Source organism: Pseudonocardia acidicola, from assembly GCF_012911935.1.
GTDB classification, from domain to species: domain Bacteria; phylum Actinomycetota; class Actinomycetes; order Mycobacteriales; family Pseudonocardiaceae; genus Pseudonocardia; species Pseudonocardia acidicola.
The window spans coordinates 1-15,847 of record NZ_JAAXLA010000110.1 but is presented as its reverse complement, the minus strand read 5'-3'; the positions used below and the strand labels follow the sequence as shown (position 1 = coordinate 15,847).

General features: G+C 74.2%; 17 protein-coding genes and 1 riboswitch. Of the genes, 11 read left to right on the top strand and 6 right to left on the bottom strand.

What is annotated here, in order from left to right:
• On the bottom strand, positions 1 to 420 hold a 420-nt coding region (locus HF526_RS32330; protein WP_169385456.1), incomplete at its 3' end, for a transglycosylase family protein.
• A gap of 545 nt (positions 421 to 965) precedes the next feature.
• On the opposite strand from HF526_RS32330, the gene HF526_RS32325 reads away from it, so the two are divergent.
• The 8 genes from HF526_RS32325 (at position 966) to HF526_RS32290 (ending at position 9,628) form a co-directional block, all read left to right on the top strand.
• Positions 966 to 1,898: an AAA family ATPase gene (locus HF526_RS32325; RefSeq protein WP_420821675.1), complete on the top strand. Its 933-nt coding sequence runs from the start codon at positions 966 to 968 to the stop codon at positions 1,896 to 1,898.
• A 13-nt stretch (positions 1,899 to 1,911) separates the two neighbouring features.
• A complete protein-coding gene (locus HF526_RS32320) occupies positions 1,912 to 3,072 on the top strand; it encodes a VWA domain-containing protein (protein WP_169385455.1) in 1,161 nt (386 codons plus the stop codon).
• Positions 3,065 to 4,180: an XdhC family protein gene (locus HF526_RS32315; protein ID WP_169385454.1), complete on the top strand. Its 1,116-nt coding sequence runs from the start codon at positions 3,065 to 3,067 to the stop codon at positions 4,178 to 4,180. Before HF526_RS32320 ends, HF526_RS32315 begins: the two co-directional genes overlap by 8 nt.
• 268 nt (positions 4,181 to 4,448) lie before the next feature.
• A complete protein-coding gene (locus HF526_RS32310; RefSeq protein ID WP_476705404.1) occupies positions 4,449 to 5,732 on the top strand; it encodes an iron-containing alcohol dehydrogenase in 1,284 nt (427 codons plus the stop codon).
• A 31-nt stretch (positions 5,733 to 5,763) separates the two neighbouring features.
• Complete coding sequence (locus tag HF526_RS32305; protein WP_338051908.1) at positions 5,764 to 7,146, top strand: MadS family sensor histidine kinase; 1,383 nt, start codon at positions 5,764 to 5,766, stop codon at positions 7,144 to 7,146.
• Positions 7,143 to 7,829, top strand: a complete 687-nt coding sequence (locus tag HF526_RS32300) for a MadR family response regulator transcription factor (protein ID WP_169385452.1) — start codon at positions 7,143 to 7,145, stop codon at positions 7,827 to 7,829. Before HF526_RS32305 ends, HF526_RS32300 begins: the two co-directional genes overlap by 4 nt.
• 120 nt (positions 7,830 to 7,949) lie before the next feature.
• Positions 7,950 to 8,897, top strand: a complete 948-nt coding sequence (locus HF526_RS32295; RefSeq protein ID WP_169385458.1) for an ATP-binding cassette domain-containing protein — start codon at positions 7,950 to 7,952, stop codon at positions 8,895 to 8,897.
• Complete coding sequence (locus HF526_RS32290; RefSeq protein ID WP_169385451.1) at positions 8,894 to 9,628, top strand: hypothetical protein; 735 nt, start codon at positions 8,894 to 8,896, stop codon at positions 9,626 to 9,628. The genes HF526_RS32295 and HF526_RS32290 overlap by 4 nt, the downstream gene beginning before the upstream one ends.
• A 12-nt stretch (positions 9,629 to 9,640) precedes the next feature.
• On the opposite strand, the gene HF526_RS32285 is transcribed toward HF526_RS32290, so the two are convergent.
• Complete coding sequence (locus HF526_RS32285; RefSeq protein ID WP_169385450.1) at positions 9,641 to 10,528, bottom strand: Gmad2 immunoglobulin-like domain-containing protein; 888 nt, start codon at positions 10,526 to 10,528, stop codon at positions 9,641 to 9,643.
• A gap of 280 nt (positions 10,529 to 10,808) precedes the next feature.
• Here HF526_RS32285 and HF526_RS32280 point away from each other — a divergent pair, with 280 nt between their 5' ends.
• Both HF526_RS32280 and HF526_RS32275 read left to right on the top strand, forming a co-directional pair.
• The gene (locus HF526_RS32280) at positions 10,809 to 11,369 is read left to right on the top strand and encodes a gamma carbonic anhydrase family protein (protein ID WP_169385457.1); all 561 of its coding nucleotides are present in this window, start codon (positions 10,809 to 10,811) and stop codon (positions 11,367 to 11,369) included.
• Between the two features lie 51 nt (positions 11,370 to 11,420).
• Positions 11,421 to 11,921: a MarR family winged helix-turn-helix transcriptional regulator gene (locus tag HF526_RS32275; protein ID WP_169385449.1), complete on the top strand. Its 501-nt coding sequence runs from the start codon at positions 11,421 to 11,423 to the stop codon at positions 11,919 to 11,921.
• Positions 11,922 to 11,924: 3 nt separating this feature from the next.
• Here HF526_RS32275 and thiG read toward each other — a convergent pair whose 3' ends face one another.
• The 3 genes from thiG to thiO form a co-directional block, all read right to left on the bottom strand.
• Entirely contained in the window at positions 11,925 to 12,698 is a 774-nt protein-coding gene (gene thiG / locus HF526_RS32270; RefSeq protein ID WP_169385448.1) for a thiazole synthase, read from the bottom strand.
• 2 nt (positions 12,699 to 12,700) lie between these two features.
• Entirely contained in the window at positions 12,701 to 12,901 is a 201-nt protein-coding gene (gene thiS / locus HF526_RS32265) for a sulfur carrier protein ThiS (RefSeq protein WP_169385447.1), read from the bottom strand.
• Between the two features lie 3 nt (positions 12,902 to 12,904).
• Positions 12,905 to 14,059, bottom strand: a complete 1,155-nt coding sequence (gene thiO / locus HF526_RS32260) for a glycine oxidase ThiO (protein WP_169385446.1) — start codon at positions 14,057 to 14,059, stop codon at positions 12,905 to 12,907.
• A riboswitch (TPP riboswitch) is annotated at positions 14,056 to 14,165 on the bottom strand. (Overlaps the previous gene by 4 nt.)
• 56 nt (positions 14,166 to 14,221) lie before the next feature.
• On the opposite strand from thiO, the gene thiE reads away from it, so the two are divergent.
• Positions 14,222 to 14,890 carry a thiamine phosphate synthase gene (thiE, locus tag HF526_RS32255; RefSeq protein ID WP_169385445.1) on the top strand — a complete coding sequence of 223 codons (669 nt, stop codon included), beginning with the start codon at positions 14,222 to 14,224 and terminating at the stop codon, positions 14,888 to 14,890.
• Between the two features lie 22 nt (positions 14,891 to 14,912).
• On the opposite strand, the gene HF526_RS32250 is transcribed toward thiE, so the two are convergent.
• Positions 14,913 to 15,847: hypothetical protein (locus tag HF526_RS32250; protein ID WP_169385444.1), on the bottom strand; the 935-nt coding region annotated here is incomplete at its 5' end.

The window sequence follows — 15,847 nt, the reverse complement described above, 5'->3', positions numbered from 1 at the left end:
GGCTCCGAAGGCGGCCTTCGGGGCCGGGGCCGCCTTCGGAGCCGGGGCGGACGCGCGCACCGGGCTGGTGCTGGCGCTGTAACCGCGGAGCCCCATCTTGCTGGAGCACGCCGGCCAGGCGTTCCAACCCTGCGCGGCGAGAACCCGCTCGGCGACGGCGATCTGCTGCTCACGGCTCGCGTTCGCCGCGGAGCCGGTGCCGCCGTATGCACGCCACGTGGTGGCGTTGAACTGCAGGCCACCGTAGTAGCCGTTGCCGGTGTTGATGCTCCAGTTACCGCCGCTCTCGCACTGCGCCAGCCGGTCCCATGCGGAGTCGGGAGCGGCGTTGGCGGTGCCCGCGACGGTGAGCGTCGCGCCGACCGCAACAGCGCCCGCTGCGGCCAGGCGCAGAAGACTTCGACCCGAGGTGAACGTCATTTCGCTGCTCTCCTACCGCGCCGCATCGAGGATCCGATCGGACTCCGGGCGGGGAGTTGCCCGGGCCGGACGAAGCCGGCAGCGTCCCTGGACACAATTGCTTCCATATCGGTATTGCTTCCTCGCCCCTGTCCCGTCTCTATCTCGACGGACCGAGAACCGCGGGACAGGGGTCGGCGCGGCGGTTCCGGATGCATTTTCGACCGCCCATCGGAACGGCCGAGCGAGAACGCTACGTATCCGGAGTCCAAGAGCGTCAAATGCACGGCGAGTGACGCTCGTCACTGTAACAGGTGTGAATCACTTCCGATCGTGGAATCATCGCAGGTCAGCGGCCTGCTATCACGGAAAGATCACGGTCGAGAATTTGAAACCGATGTGAAACTATTGTTGATCCAGTCACAGTCATCGATGAACGCTGCGTGACCATTCCGTCACGCAGGGGCACCCCGTGATGCGACCGAGGTGGCTCGCCGGCCGTCTGTCCGTCATGCTGGAGCCGTGAAGGATTGCCATGGGAGCAACCGTCCTGCGGAGACGACGCTGTGACCGACCCCATCAAGGACGCCACCCTGCCGGGCGGCGGCCCCGCGCCGTCCCTGGAATCGCCCGCCGAGCTCGCCGCCGCGCTGCGCTCGACCGGCTACCTCGCCGACGACGGCCTGGCCACCGCCGCCTTCCTCGCGATGCAGATGAACCGGCCGCTGTTCTGCGAGGGCGAGCCGGGCACCGGCAAGACCGCGCTGGCCCAGGCATTGGCGCAGGTCCTCGGCGCCGAGTTGATCCGGCTGCAGTGCCACGACGGCATCGACGCCACACAGGCGCTCTACGACTGGGACTTCCCCCGCCAGCTCCTGCACCTGCGGGCGCTGGAGGCCGCCGCCGGCGTCGACGGCGAGAAGCTCGACGCGGACGCGGTCGAGGCCTCGCTCTACGACGAGCGTTTCCTGCTCGCCCGCCCGATCCTGCGGGCCCTGCAGACCTCCCCGTGCGTGCTGCTGATCGACGAGATCGACCGCGCCGACGACGAGTTCGAGGCCTTCCTGCTGGAGGTGCTCACCGAGCACGCCGTGAGCATCCCGGAGGTGGGCGAGGTACGGGCCAAGACCCCGCCGATCGTCGTGCTCACCTCCAACCGCACCCGCGAGGTGCACGACGCGCTCAAGCGGCGCTGTCTGTACCTGTGGCTCGACCACCCCGACGTGCAGCGCGAGATCGAGATCCTGCACAGCCGGCTGCCCGGGCTGCCCGACCGCCTCGCCGCGCAGGTCGCCGGGACCGCACACAAGCTGCGCCAGGCCGACCTGATCAAGCCGCCCGGTGTCGCCGAGTCCCTCGACTGGGCGCGCGCCCTGCAACTCGTCGGGGCCCGGGAACTGGACATGGACAGCGCGGCGGCCACCCTCGGCGCGGTGCTGAAGTACCGCGAGGACGCCGACCGGGTGCGCAACCAGCTCGACACGCTGCTGGCCTCCTGATCGGTCGTCAGCCGTGACTCCGACAGCAGCCCCGGCCGGACCGTCGCCGACGGATGCCGCCGAGGACCCCATCCCCGGGCTGGTCGGGTTCACCGCCGTGCTCCGGCACGCCGGACTGCCCATCACGACCGACCGGGTGGCGGCATTCCTCGGCGCGCTCGACACCCTGGACGTGACCAGCCGGCTCCAGACCTACTGGGCCGGCCGGCTCACGCTGTGTTCCGACCCCGACGACATCCGGCGCTACGACGCCGCGTTCGAGGCCTGGTTCGAGCCGCAGCGGGGCGGGAAGACCACGATCTCCGACGAGCGGCCGCCGCCCCCGCCCAAGCTCGCGTCGCTGATGCCGTCCTCGGATCGGTCCGGTGATGACGACGAGCACGACGAGCAGGCCCCGGAGCTGCGCGCCGCGGCGAGCGGCACCGAGGTGCTGCGCCATCGCGACCTCGGCGAGCTGACACCGGTCGAGCGCGAGCACCTGCGCCGGCTGTTCGCGCTGCTGCGCCCGGAGCCACCGACCCGGTCGTCACGGCGCCGCCGGGCCTCCCGGCACGGCGAGCCCGACCCCGGGCGGACCCTGCGCGCCGCGCTGCGCAACGAGGGCGAGCTGCGCGAACTGCGCCACCGGGACCGCTCGAAGCGGCCCCGCAAGGTGGTCCTGCTCGTCGACGTCTCGGGCTCGATGGAGCCCTACGCCGATTCGCTGCTGCGCTTCGCGCACGTCGTGGTGCGACGCTCGCCGGGCTCGGTGGAGGCCTTCACCCTCGGTACCCGGCTGACCCGGGTCACCCGGGAGCTGCGCCAGCGCGACGCCGAACACGCGCTGTCCGCGGCCGGCAAGGCCATCCCGGACTGGTCGGGCGGCACCCGGCTCGGCGAGGTGCTGCGTGCGTTCATCGACCGCTGGGGCCAGCGCGGGGCGGCCCGCCGCGCCGTCGTGGTGATCTTCTCCGACGGCTGGGAGCGGGGCGAGCCCGACCTGCTCGCCAGCCAGATGGACCGCCTGAGCCGGCTCGCCCACCGGGTGGTCTGGGTGAACCCGCACGCCGGCAAGGACGGATACGCCCCGGTCCAGGGCGGAATAGTCGCGGCGCTGCCGTACTTGGACGATCTGTTGGCCGGGCACAGCCTGGCCACACTGGAAAAACTGCTCAAGGTGGTGCGGGATGCGTGACGTGATGGACCAGCTCGAGGGCTGGTGGAAGAACGGTGAGCCGGCGGCGTTGGCCACGGTGGTCGGCACGTTCCGCTCCGCGCCGCGCCAGCCCGGGGCGTCGATGCTCGTCGGCCCGGCCGGGGAAGCCGTCGGCAGCGTGTCCGGCGGCTGCGTCGAGGGCGCGGTGTACGAGCTCGGCGACCAGGTACTCAAGGACGGCCGGCCGGTGCTGCAGCGCTACGGCGTCTCCGACGACGACGCGTTCGCCGTCGGCCTGACCTGCGGCGGCATTCTCGACATCTTCGTGGAGAAGGTCTCGCCCGAGACCTACGCCCAGCTCGGCCAGGTGGCCGACGCGGTCCGCTCCGAGTCCCCGGTCGCGGTGGCCACGGTGGTGGCGGGCCCGGAGGAGCGGCTCGGCAAGCGGCTGATCGTGTGGCCCGACCGCGTCGACGGCGGCACCGGCTCCTCGCGCCTGGACGACGCCATCCGCGACGACGCGCGCGGCCTGCTCGACGCCGGGCGCAACGCGATGGTGCACTACGGCGTCGACGGGCAGCGCCGCGGTGAGGGCCTCGACGTGTTCGTGGAGTCCTTCGCCCCGCCGCCCCGCATGATCGTCTTCGGGGCGATCGACTTCGCCGCGGCGGTGGCCAAGATCGGCACCTTCCTCGGCTACCGGGTCACGGTCTGCGACGCCCGCCCGGTGTTCGCGACGGCGAGCCGGTTCCCCGGCGCGAACGAGGTCGTCGTGGAGTGGCCGCACCGCTACCTCGAGGCCGAGGCCGAGGCCGGGCGGATCGACAAGCGCACCGTGATCACCGTGCTCACCCACGACCCGAAGTTCGACGTCCCGGTGCTCGAGGTCGCGCTGCGGCTCCCGGAGGTCGCCTACATCGGCGCGATGGGCTCGCGGCGGACCCACGACGACCGGCTGGCCCGGCTCAAGGAGGTCGGCCTCACCGACGAGGAGCTGTCCCGGATGTCGAGCCCGATCGGGCTGGACCTCGGTGCCCGCACCCCGGAGGAGACCGCGGTGTCCATCGCCGCGGAGATGATCGCCCAGCACTGGGGCGGCAGCGGCGTGCACCTGGCCGAGCGCGAGGGGCCGATCCACAGCCACTGAGCACCCGGCACCAGGGAGCCGCCTGCCCGAACGGGCAGGCGGCTTTCCTGTTCCCCGGGACGTTCCGGCCCGGGCCCGGTGCAGCTGACATGCTGGGAAGCCGACGAGCAGGCGTGCGATGTCCCGGTCCGTGCAGCTCGCGGGCCTGCTCGGCCGTATGCCGGTGCCCCGATCGTTGGGTAGCGTCGGGCGCAGAGCGGGAAGGTGCCCGCAGTACAGGGCCTCTTGTAGCCTGGGCACCGCGGATCGACCACCCGTTCACAGGTGGGTGGCGTGGGATGATCTGCGGCTGGAGGGCAACGTGGTCCTCATCGACGAGGCTCGATGGGCCGGCGAGACGGTCCTTCTGGAACAGCGACGCATCGACGAACCCCTCCCCGAGCGGGAGCCGGGTCCGCCCCATCCACGGCTGTCGAAGTTCCACGCCCCGGAGATCGTCTTCGGTCCCAACTCGCTGCCCGAGGCGGCGTACGCCGCGGCCCGGCTGGGCGCCCGCCGCCCGTTCGTGGTGACCGACCCGGGCCTCTCGGAGGCGGGCTGGCCCGCCGAGCTGCTCGACCGGCTGCGCCAGACCGGGCTGCGACCGCAGCTGTGGCTCGACCTCACGCCCAACCCCAAGGACCACGAGATCGAGGACGGCTACCAGCGCTACGCAGCCGCCGGCTGCGACGTGGTGCTCGGGATCGGCGGCGGCTCGGTGATCGACGCCGCCAAGGGCGTCGCGCTGCTCGCCGCGAACGGTGGGCGCATCCTCGACTACGAGGGCATCGACAAGATCGCGAACCCGATCCCGCCGCTGATCATGATCCCGTCCACCTCGGGGACCGGGGCGGACGTCTCGCAGTTCTGCATCGTCACCGACACCGCGCGGAACACCAAGATCACGATCATGGGCCGGGCGCTGGTCCCCGATGTCTCGGTCATCGACCCGCGGCTGCTGGTCACCATGCCGGAGTGGCTCAACGCCGCGACCGGGCTGGACGCGCTGACCCACGGCATCGAGGCCTTCGTCTCGCTCGCGCACGGCCCGCTCACCGACCACCACGCACTGCAGGCCGTCTCGATGGTCACCGGCAACCTGGCCCGCACCATGGTCCGGCCCGACGACAGCGCCGCCCGCTCCGCGATGGCGCAGGCGGCACTCGAGGCGGGGCTGGCGTTCACCAATGCGATCCTCGGGGCCACCCACGCCATGAGCCATCAGGTCGGCGGGATGCTCGACCTGCCGCACGGCGTGATCAACGGGGTGCTGCTGCCACACGTGATCCGGTTCAACGGAGCCGCCACTCCGGAGCGGTTCCTGCCGATCGCCCAGGCGATGGGTCTGCCCGTGGCGGGGGCGCCGGCCGAGGACGCGGTGGAGATGGTCGCCGAGGCCATCCGCAAGCTGGGCGACGAGGTCGGGGTCCCCTCCGGCCTGAGCGCGCTGGGTGTGACGGCCGAGGACATCCCGCGGCTGAGCCAGCTCACCCTCGGCGACGCGTGCCTCACCACGAATCCGCGGCCCGCCTCGGCGGACGATGTCGCGGCTCTGTTCCGGGCGGCGCTGTGAGCGGCACGCGGATCGTGCCACCTGTGGGCTCGTGACCTCGGCACCGTGGCCACCGCGGCGCGGCGGTCAGCGCCCGAACGCCGCCCTGCACGGCCCCGATCTCGACGCCCTGACCGGGCTGCGCTCGGGCAAGCCGTCCTACTATCCCGAGTACCGGGTCTCGGCCGAGCGGCTGCGCCGGGTGATCGTCGCGCTGGACCGCATCTCCGCGGCGCTGGTGCGCACCATGGAGGGCTCCGAGGCGCTGGTCCGGGCCGTCGTCGACGCCGCAGCCGACCACCTCTCCGCCGACTGGGTCGCGTTCGCCCTGCTCGACGGCGAGCTGCCGGACTCCCGGCCGCGGCACCTGGTCCTCGGCCCCGACCGGGTCGAGTGGCCGAGCCTGGAACTCGTTCCCGCCGACGTGTACCGCCACGTCCGGCAGGTCTGCGCCGGGCACGCCGTGGACGACGGGTCCGATCACGACCCCGAGACGGCCCGGCGGCACCGGCACATCCCGATCCGGCTGGACGGGCGGACGGTCGGCGGCTTCATCGCGTGGACCCCGCAGGAGCGGGAGATCGACGACACCGACCAGTCGGTGCTGCGCATCCTCGCCGGGCAGACCGCCGCGGCCCTGCAGAACTGCGCGCTGCTCGACCGCTCCGAGCGGCTCTACGCCCGCGCGGCCCGGCAGGCCGACGACCTCAAGCAGCGCAACGCCGAGCTGGAACGGACCCAGCAGGAGCTGGGCGCGGCCCGGCAGCGCGAGGTGCTCGACTCCGAGCGGCACCGGATCGCCCGTGAACTGCACGACAGCGTCACCCAGTACGTGCTCTCGGCCGGCATGCACATCGAGCTGTGCCGCTCCGAGATCGACGACCCGCGGCTGCGCTCCCAGCTCGACACGGCCAAGGACCTGACCCGCCGCGCCGTCGAGCAGCTGCGGTCGGCGATCTACGCGCTCAACGACGACGGCTGCGCGGACAAGGACCTGCCCGCGATGCTGCGCCGGCTCTCCACCGTGCACATGCCCGACGAGCTGCGGGTCGAGGTGCGGATCGGCGGCAAGCCGGTGGCGCTGCCCACCGACACCGAGCAGTCGCTGTTCCGGATCGCCGGCGAGGCGCTGTTCAACACCGCGGTGCACGCCGGCGCCGAACGGGCGGTGGTGCGGCTGGCCTACCGGTGCGGGCAGGTGCGGCTGACCGTCTCCGACGACGGCCGCGGCAGCCCGGAGGAGGTGCGCCGCAGCCTGCGGGCGGCGAACCTGGCCGGGCCGTCCGGAGAGCACCGCGGGCTGGTCAACATGCAGGCGCGGGCCCGTGAGATGGGTGGCACGCTGACGTTCCGGCGGGCCCGGCTGGGCGGCCTGCAGGTGCAGGTGGAGATCCCGGTGCCGGGCCCCGAGCTTCCCGAGGGGGCGAGACCATGAGCGTTGCACGGAGCCCGATCCACGCCGTCGCCGGGCGGCACCGCCCGATGCCGGTGCGGATCGTGCTGGTCGACGACCATTCGATCATGCGCCAGGGCCTGCGCGCGGTGCTGGAGCGGGAGGACGACCTGCGGGTGGTCGGTGAGGCCGGGACCCCGGCCGACGCGGTGGCCGCGGTGGCGGCGTCGCGCCCGCACGTCGTACTGCTCGACCTCAAGCTCACCGCGGGCCCGCAGACCGACGGGCTGGACGTGTGCCGCCGGCTGTGCGCCGCGCACCCCGGCATCGGGGTCCTGGTGCTCACCACGTTCGCCGAGGACCGGCTCGTCGTCGAGTCGGTGCAGGCCGGGGCCCGCGGCTACGTGGTCAAGGACGTCGACACCACGGAACTGGTGCGCGCCATCCGGGCGGTGTCGCGCGGGGAGAGCGCGTTCGACGCGCGCAGCGCCTCGGCCATGGTCCGCTCGCTGTCCGGTGGGGCGCCGGACCGGGAGCGGCTCACCGAGCGCGAGCTGGACGTGCTGCGGCTGCTGGCCCGCGGCCTGTCGAACCGCGCGATCGGCGCCGAGCTGTTCATCTCCGAGACCACGGTGAAGTTCCACGTCGGCAACCTGATGCGCAAGCTGATGGTCTCCCGCCGCGCCGAGGCCGTGTACGCGGCGACCAAACTCGGGCTGCTGTAGACCTCCCCCGGGACACCCCTCGGGGCGGACCCGGACCCCCGTCCGGGTGTCTCCCCGATCCGGCGGCCCCGCACGACCGCCACGATGGACCCCGGCATCTACCAGATGGAGGGGAACACCGTGATCGAGGCCCGCGGGCTGACGAAACGCTACGGATCCACCCTGGCCGTGGACGACCTGTCGTTCACCGTGCAGCCCGGCCGGGTCACGGGCTTCCTCGGGCCCAACGGCGCGGGCAAATCGACGACGATGCGCATGATCCTGGGCCTGGACCGCCCCACCGGCGGCGAGGTCCGCATCGACGGGCGCCGGTACAGCGAGCTCGACCAGCCGCTGCGCACGGTGGGCGCGCTGCTGGACGCGAAATGGGTGCACCCCAACCGGTCGGCGCGCGCGCACCTGCGCTGGCTGGCCCGGTCCAACCGGCTGCCGGTGTCCCGGGTGGACGAGGTGCTCGAGCAGGTCGGGCTGACCGCGGTGGCCGGCAAGCGGGCGGGCGGGTTCTCCCTGGGCATGGCGCAGCGCCTCGGCATCGCCGGCGCGCTGCTCGGCGACCCGCGGATCCTGCTGTTCGACGAGCCGGTGAACGGGCTCGATCCCGAGGGCATCGGCTGGATCCGGCGGCTGATGCAGGGCCTCGCCGCCGAGGGGCGGACCGTGTTCGTCTCCAGCCACCTGCTCTCGGAGATGGCGCTGACCGCGAGCGAGCTGGTGGTCATCGGCCGCGGCCGGCTCGTCGCGCAGGCGAGCACCGCAGAATTCGTCGACGACGCCGTCGGCCAGGCCGTCCGGGTGCGCAGCCCGCACGCGGACCGGCTGGCCGCGCTGCTCACCGCGGCCGGCGCGACCGTCCGGCCCGACCCCGGCGACGGCAGCGGCGGCCCGCCGGCCCTTCTCGTCACCGGGACGACATCGGAGGCGATCGGCGACCTCGCGGCCGGGCACGGCGTCGCGCTGCACGAGCTCACGCCGCGCCGTGGTTCGCTCGAGGAGGCATTCCTGCAGCTCACCGGCCAGGATGTCCAGTTCCGCTCCGGCCCCGCCGACCGCACGGAGGTGACCGCATGACCCTGATGGCCGTCGAGCGGATCAAGCTGGCCTCGACCCGGTCCCCGTGGTGGTGCGCCGCGCTCGCGCTCGCCGTCACCGTGGGCCTGGCCGCGCTGCTGGCCGGGCTGGCCCAGACCAGCACCGACGTCGGTGTGGCGACGACGCAGGCCGGCTACCGGCTCGGCATGGTGATCATGATGGTGATGGCCGCGCTGGCCGTGACCACGGAGTACCGCTTCGGCACCATCCGAACCACGTTCCAGGCCGCGCCGAACCGGTCGGCGGTGCTGGTCGCCAAGACCGCGGTCGTCGCCCTCGTGGCCGGCGCGGTCGGGCTGCTCACGGCGTTCGCCAGCTGGGGCGTCGCCTGGCTGCTGGTGCCCGCCGCCGATCTCGCCCTCGACACCGGCGCCGAGTGGCGGGCGGTCGCCGGGGTCGGCCCGGTCTACCTGCTCGCCGCGGTGCTCGCCGTCGCCGTCGGGATCCTGGTCCGGCAGAGTGCGGCCGCGGTGGCGATCCTGCTGGTCTGGCCGCTGCTCGTGGAGAACCTGGTCATGCTGGTGCCGCACGTCGGCGCGACGATCCACAGCTGGCTGCCGTTCGCCGCGTTCGACGCCTTCCTCGGGGCCGGCCCGGCGCCCGCGGCGGATGCGCCGTACGGACCGTGGGGCGCACTCGGCTACGTCGCGGCGGTGGCGCTGGCGCTGCTCGCCGCGGCGATCGCGGTGGCCCGGCACCGGGACGCGTGAGGGGCGGACGGTTCAGCCCGTGACGGTCACCCGCTTGGTATCCACCAGTGGCGGCCGGCCCTCCCCGCCGGACGGGTCGTCCTCGGTCACCCGGACCTCGTAGACGCCCGGCTCGAGCGGAACGGTGAATCGGAACGGGCTGAACCGCTGCCCCTCCTGTGTCGAGGTGACCCCGGAGCGGACCACCGCGCCGTCGCGTCGCACCTGCCAGGGCAGCGTCGCCTCGAACACGGCCGCCTCCCCGGTCACCGTGACCTCCGGCCCGACCCCGGCGCCGTCGGCGGGGGCGTCGATCTGCACCAGCGAGCGCACGGTGTACTCGTCGCCGCGCGCGACGGGCCGGGCGAGCGGCACGTGTCCCCACAGTTCGGGGACCGGCCGCCCGGCGATGAGCACCCGCACCGGGTCGGTGGCCTGCAGCGCCGCCTGCACGGTGAACACGAGCTGCTGCACGGTGAGCTCGGCGAGCTCGGCCCCGACCTGCGCCGGCGACGCCGCCTCGGCCGAGAGGTCCACGGTGATCACGCCGTCGGCGCGGGTGACCGGGGACAGCAGCCGGGTGCCCGCGGGCCAGTAGGAGCGGTAGTCCGGGTCGGCGGCGCGCACCGCGAGCATCTCGCGCACCGCCTCGCTCGCCGGGTCGGCGGCCGCCACCGGGTGGAACTCACGGAACAGCCGGTAGCCGGCGGCGGTCTGCCCGACGTAGTAGACCGGCAGAGCCTGCGGCGCCGGGGCGGCCGGGGCGGGCCGCTGGGTGGAGTGCGGGAGCTCGCGGTCCGGCGCGGTGCCGTCGCCGCCCGCGCACCCGCCCAGCGCGACCGCGAGCAGCCCGGCGCACGCGGTCCGCACGAGCCGGGCCCGCCTGCCCATCCGCCCCATCCGCCCACCTCCGCGTCGCATCGCCGGACCTGGTCAGGCTGACCCACGGTGCCCGCGCCGTGTCGGCGGCACGCCGCAGCGGAACCGGACATGCCACCACCGAGTGGCGGTAACCCGGCAGCAGGGTCGAGCGAGGTCATGGCTAGGTGCGGCTCAGGTGCGTGCCGAGGGGGCCGAGCATGCGGCCGAGGAGCAGATCGCGAACAGGGAGATCCTGGCCGGGATCCGCGAGCTGCGCGCGGAGCTCGCCGCACTGCGCGCCGAGCGGACGGCGCCCTGGTCCGGATGGCAGGCTCCGGGCATGCCGCTGTTCTCCCTCGATGGTGTCTCCCCGACCGTGCACCCGGACGCCTGGGTCGCCCCGACCGCCACGCTCGTCGGCGACGTGCGCGTCGAGGCGGAGGCCTCGATCTGGTACAACGCCGTGCTGCGCGCCGACTTCGGGCCGATCATCGTGCGGGCCGGCGCCAACGTGCAGGACGGCTCGGTGCTGCACGGCGGCACCGACCCGATCACCGAGGTGGGCCCGGGCGCGACGATCGGGCACCTGTGTGTCGTGCACGGCTGCGTGATCGGCGCGGAAACCGTGGTCGGCAACGGGGCGACGATCCAGGACGGCGCGATCATCGGGTCGCGCTGCCTGATCGGGGCCGGGGCGACGGTCCCACCCAAGCGCGTGGTGCCGGACGAGCAGCTGGTGCTGGGCGCCGTCGCGTCGGTGAAGGGGCCGCTGAGCGAGTCGGCGAGCTGGTGGGTGCGCACCAACCCGGAGACCTACCGGGAGCTGGCCCGCCGGCACCGGGCCGGCGTCGCCCCCGTCGTGCCGGACGACATGGTCGCCGATCCCGCCGCCGGGGATTGATCCACAGCCCTGTCCACAGTTCCGGACGGCTCGCTCGATAGGGTCACGGTCATGGATCCGGGACGGCCGGTCGACGGCGAGCCCGACCACGACACTCAGGTGGAACGGCTGGCGCAGCAGATGAGCCTGCTTCTGCGCCGGTCCCGCAGCTTCATGCGCAGCTTCGCCGGGCACGTCCACCCGGAGATCGACGCCCGCGCGTACGCCGTGCTGCTGGTGATCGCCCAGTCCGGCCCGCTGCGCCTGGTGGACCTCGCCGACGAGTTCGGCCTGGACAAGTCGACGATGAGCCGCCAGATCTCCGCGCTGCTGCGGCTCGACCTGGTGGTCCGGCGGCCCGATCCGGCCGACGGCCGCGCGTTCCTGCTGGAGCTGAGCCCGGGGGGCACCCGGCGGCTCGCCGAGGTGACCGACGCCCGCCGGCAGGCCTGGCGCGACCGGCTGGCGCACTGGTCGACCGAGGAGATCGCCGGGCTCGCCGACGGCCTGGCCCGGCTCAGCGCCGACCTGCCACCCCCACCCTCGCCCGAGCAGCCCCCGCGCCGCCCCTGAGGGTCAGGCGTCGGGATCCGGGGAGGAGGCGTGGGCCCAGTAGCGGCGCGGGATGCGGCCGGCGCCTCGGGCCGCACGACCGGCCTCCACCGCCAGCCGCATGGCGTGCGCCATCCGCTCCGGGTCTCCGGCCCGGGTGACCGCCGTCGCGAGGAGCACGGCGTCGCAGCCCAGCTCCATCGCCTCCGCGGCCTCCGACGCCGTGCCGATCCCGGCGTCGAGCACCACCGGTACCCCGGCCTGCGCGACGATCATCTCGATGTTGTGCGGGTTGCGGATGCCCAGGCCGGTACCGATCGGCGAGCCCAGCGGCATCACCGCGGCACACCCGACCTGCTCGAGCTTGCGGGCCAGCACCGGGTCGTCGTTGGTGTAGGGCAGCACGGTGAACCCGTCGTCGACCAGTTGCTCGGCCGCGTCCAGCAGCTCGACCGGGTCGGGCAGCAGGGTCCGCTCGTCGGCGATCACCTCGAGCTTGACCAGGTCGGTCTCCAGCGCCTCACGGGCCAGCCGCGCGGTCAGCAACGCCTCGGCCGCGGTGCGGCAGCCCGCCGTGTTGGGCAGCACCTCGATGCCGAGCCTGCGCAGCAGGTCGAGCACGCCGGTGCCGGTGGCGGCGTCGATCCGGCGCATCGCCACCGTCGTCAGCTCGGTCCCGGACGCGACCAGCGCGCGCTCCAGGATCTCCATGTTGCCGGCCCCGCCGGTCCCCATGATCAGCCGCGAGCCGAACTTGCGGCCCCCGATCACCAGCGGTTCGTCGGTGTGCCCACCCATGTTCACCCTCCCTGCACCGCGGTCAGGACCTCGATGCGCGCCCCGTCCTCGAGCCGCGTGGCCGGCCAGTCGGCCCGCGGGACCACTTCGCCGTCCACCGCGACGGCCACCCCCGAGCGCGGCGCGCCCAGCATGTTCAGGGCGTCGAGCACCCCTGCGTCGGCCGCCAGCTCACGGCGTTCGCCATTGATCCACACCTGCACGCGCTACCTCCCGGTACCTGATCGAGCGGCGACGAAACGAGCCGCGTCCGCGGCACGCACCGACTCCGGGACCGGCTCCCCGCGCAGGAGCGCGAGCACGGCGTCGGCCGTGACGGGGGCCAGCAGCATCCCGTTGCGGTGGTGCCCGGTCGCCACCAGCAGCCCGTCCGGGCCGGGGGCGCCGATCAGCGGCAGGTTGTCCGGGCTGCCCGGTCGCAGCCCCGCCGCGGCCTCGAGCAGCGCGTACTCGGCGACGCCCGGCAGCACCCGCTCGATGTCACGCAGCAGATCGCGCACCCCGGCCACCGTCACCTCGGTGTCGAAGCCGGTCTCGGCCTGGGTGGCGCCGACCACGAGCCCGTCGCCGTCGCGGGGCACCGCGTAGACCGGCCGGCCGTCGACCAGGGCGCGCACCGTCCGCCGCGGCGGCGGAAACGCCCCGGTCCGCCGGGCCAGCCGCAGGATCTCCCCCTTCACCGGCCGGATCAGGCCCTCCAGGGTCGGGTGCAGCGCGGACGAGTACGCGCCCGCACAGACGAGCACCACGTCGGCGTCGACGTCCGGCCCCTCGGCACAGCACACCCCGGCCACCCGGCCGCCGTCCTCGCGCACCCGCCGCGCCGACCGCGCCTCGAACGTGACGCCCGCCTTCTCCCCGGCGGCGCGCAGCGCGGCCAGCAGCATCCGGTTGTCCACCGCGAGGTCGCCGGGCACGGACAGCCCGCCTCGCACGTCGGGACCGATCGCCGGTTCCAGCCGGCGCAGCTCGCGCCCGGAGAGCCGTTCGGTGGGCCGGCCCAGGCGCTCGAGGTGCGCGGCGAGGGCGTCGAGCTCGGCGCGGTCGCCGGACCCGGTCGCCGCGACGACGGTGCCCTCGGTACGCAGCCCGGCCGGCCGGCCCGCGGCGGCGTCCAGCTCGGCGGCGAACCCCGGCCAGCGGCCGACCGAGTCGACACCCAGCGCCAGCAGGTCTTCCTCGCCGGGCCAGGCCTCGGTGACCGGGGCCAGCATGCCGCCCGCCACCCAGGACGCCCCCGACCCCGGCGCGGGGTCCAGCAGCGTCACCTGCCAACCCGCCGAGGCGGCGCGCCACGCGCTGCTCAGCCCGATCACACCGCCCCCGAGGACGGCCAACCGGCCGGTCGTCGTACTCGTCATCATCACCATTCGCTCCCTGCGCCGGCATGACCCGGATCAGGTTCGACGGTCGGGACCTGCTCGTCCCCTCTCAGCCCGCTGCAGCCGGGCTCCCGTGCGTCACCCACGACAACCCTACGCCGCCGCCCTGCGGCACCGGCGGGTCTGGCAGTGTCGGTACCCGTGCCCGGACTCGACGGCGCCACGCTGCGCGCCCGCCTCGACGACGCCCGCCTCTACCTCTGCACCGACGCCCGGCGCGACCGCGGCGATCTGGCCGAGTTCGCCGACGCGGCGCTGGCCGGCGGGGTGGACGTCATCCAGCTGCGCGACAAGGGCGCGGACGGCCCGCTGGAGGCACGTGACGAGCTCGCCGCGCTCGAGGTGCTGGCCGAGGCGTGCGCCCGGCACGGCGCGCTGCTCGCGGTGAACGACCGCGCCGACGTGGCGCTGGCCGCGGGGGCCGACGTACTGCACCTGGGCCAGGACGACCTGCCGGTGCGCTGGGCCCGCCGCGTGGTCGGCGAGGAGATGATCATCGGCCGCTCCGCGCACAGCGCCACCGAGACGGCCGCGGCCGCGGACGAGCCCGGTGTCGACTACTTCTGCGCCGGGCCGTGCTGGCCGACGCCGACCAAGCCCGGCCGGCCCGCGCCCGGCCTGGACCTGCTGCGCACGGTGGCCGGGCGCAAGCCGGGCCGGCCGTGGTTCGCCATCGGCGGGATCGACCACGACCGGCTCGACGAGGTGCTGGCCGCCGGCGCCGACCGGATCGTCGTCGTGCGGGCCATCACCGAGGCGGAGGATCCGCAGGCCTCGGCGCGTGCGCTGGCCGGCCGGCTGCGGGCCTGACCGCCCGGCGCGCCGGGGCGGGTCAGCCGCCGATCCCGGGCAACAGCGCGCCGGAGGTCGGAGCCGGGGTGGCGTTGCGCCGGCCGCCCGAGGAACCGTTGTCCTGAGTGGGCGCGGCGGTCTGCGGCGCCGGGAGGTTCCCGGTCCCCTCCGGTGAGCTGGTCTCCGGGGTCGGAGTCGCGGTCGGCGTCGGGGTGTCCGTGGCGCTGGGGTCCACGGAGGACGGTGCCTGCGTGGTGCCGGTACTCCCGGTGCTCCCGGTGGAGTCCGTGCCCTTCTTACCGGTGGTGCCGGTGTGCTGGTCGGTGGCGGTGGAGCCGCTGAACACCCGGCTCACCGACGTCCCCGAGTCCCCACCGGACAGCGGCGAGCCCTTGGCCCACTCCACACCCGTCACGACGAGCAGCCCGAGAGCGAAGATCAGCACGGTGACGCCGGACATGACGGCGATCTGCCGCGGGCGCAGCTTCCGGCCGGAGTCGAGCGCCGGGGACACCTGACGGGCCGGGACGCCGACACCGGGCCGGGGCGGCACCCCCGTCGGCCGGCCCTCGGGCGAGATCCGCGGTGCCGGCATCCGCACGGTGGCCGGATCGGCGCCGCCGGGGCCGGCGGCGGCATCACGGGTCACCTCGACCGTCCGGCCGCTGGGCAGCTTGATCTTCGCCTTGACCTTGTCCCGGGTGCGGTCGAGGGAGCGCTGGTAGATCGTGGACCCCAGCGTGGTGATCACGGAGCCGACGGCCGCGCCCGTCACCGTGCCCGCCGCGCCGAAGTACGACCCGAACACCGCCGACGTCGCGGCGGCCCCGGCTCCCGCGACCAGCTTGTTGATCGTGAGGTCGGGCGCCTTTGCCTTCGCTTCGGGTTCCGCGGCCGGCGCTGCGACGGTCGCAGCCGGTCCGACGGCCTGTGCGGGCGGGACGGGGGGCTGCGGGCGAGGTGGCTGCCAGCGCG

What these genes read in the sequence shown, in the direction of transcription:
- HF526_RS32285 (WP_169385450.1), bottom strand. Translation starts at nt 10,528, where the DNA reads ATGCGACGCGGAGGTGGGCGGATGGGGCGGATGGGCAGGCGGGCCCGG.
- HF526_RS32275 (WP_169385449.1), top strand. Translation starts at nt 11,421, where the DNA reads ATGGATCCGGGACGGCCGGTCGACGGCGAGCCCGACCACGACACTCAG.
- HF526_RS32315 (WP_169385454.1), top strand. Translation starts at nt 3,065, where the DNA reads ATGCGTGACGTGATGGACCAGCTCGAGGGCTGGTGGAAGAACGGTGAG.
- HF526_RS32300 (WP_169385452.1), top strand. Translation starts at nt 7,143, where the DNA reads ATGAGCGTTGCACGGAGCCCGATCCACGCCGTCGCCGGGCGGCACCGC.
- thiG (WP_169385448.1), bottom strand. Translation starts at nt 12,698, where the DNA reads ATGGGTGGGCACACCGACGAACCGCTGGTGATCGGGGGCCGCAAGTTC.
- thiO (WP_169385446.1), bottom strand. Translation starts at nt 14,059, where the DNA reads ATGACGAGTACGACGACCGGCCGGTTGGCCGTCCTCGGGGGCGGTGTG.
- HF526_RS32280 (WP_169385457.1), top strand. Translation starts at nt 10,809, where the DNA reads ATGCCGCTGTTCTCCCTCGATGGTGTCTCCCCGACCGTGCACCCGGAC.
- HF526_RS32290 (WP_169385451.1), top strand. Translation starts at nt 8,894, where the DNA reads ATGACCCTGATGGCCGTCGAGCGGATCAAGCTGGCCTCGACCCGGTCC.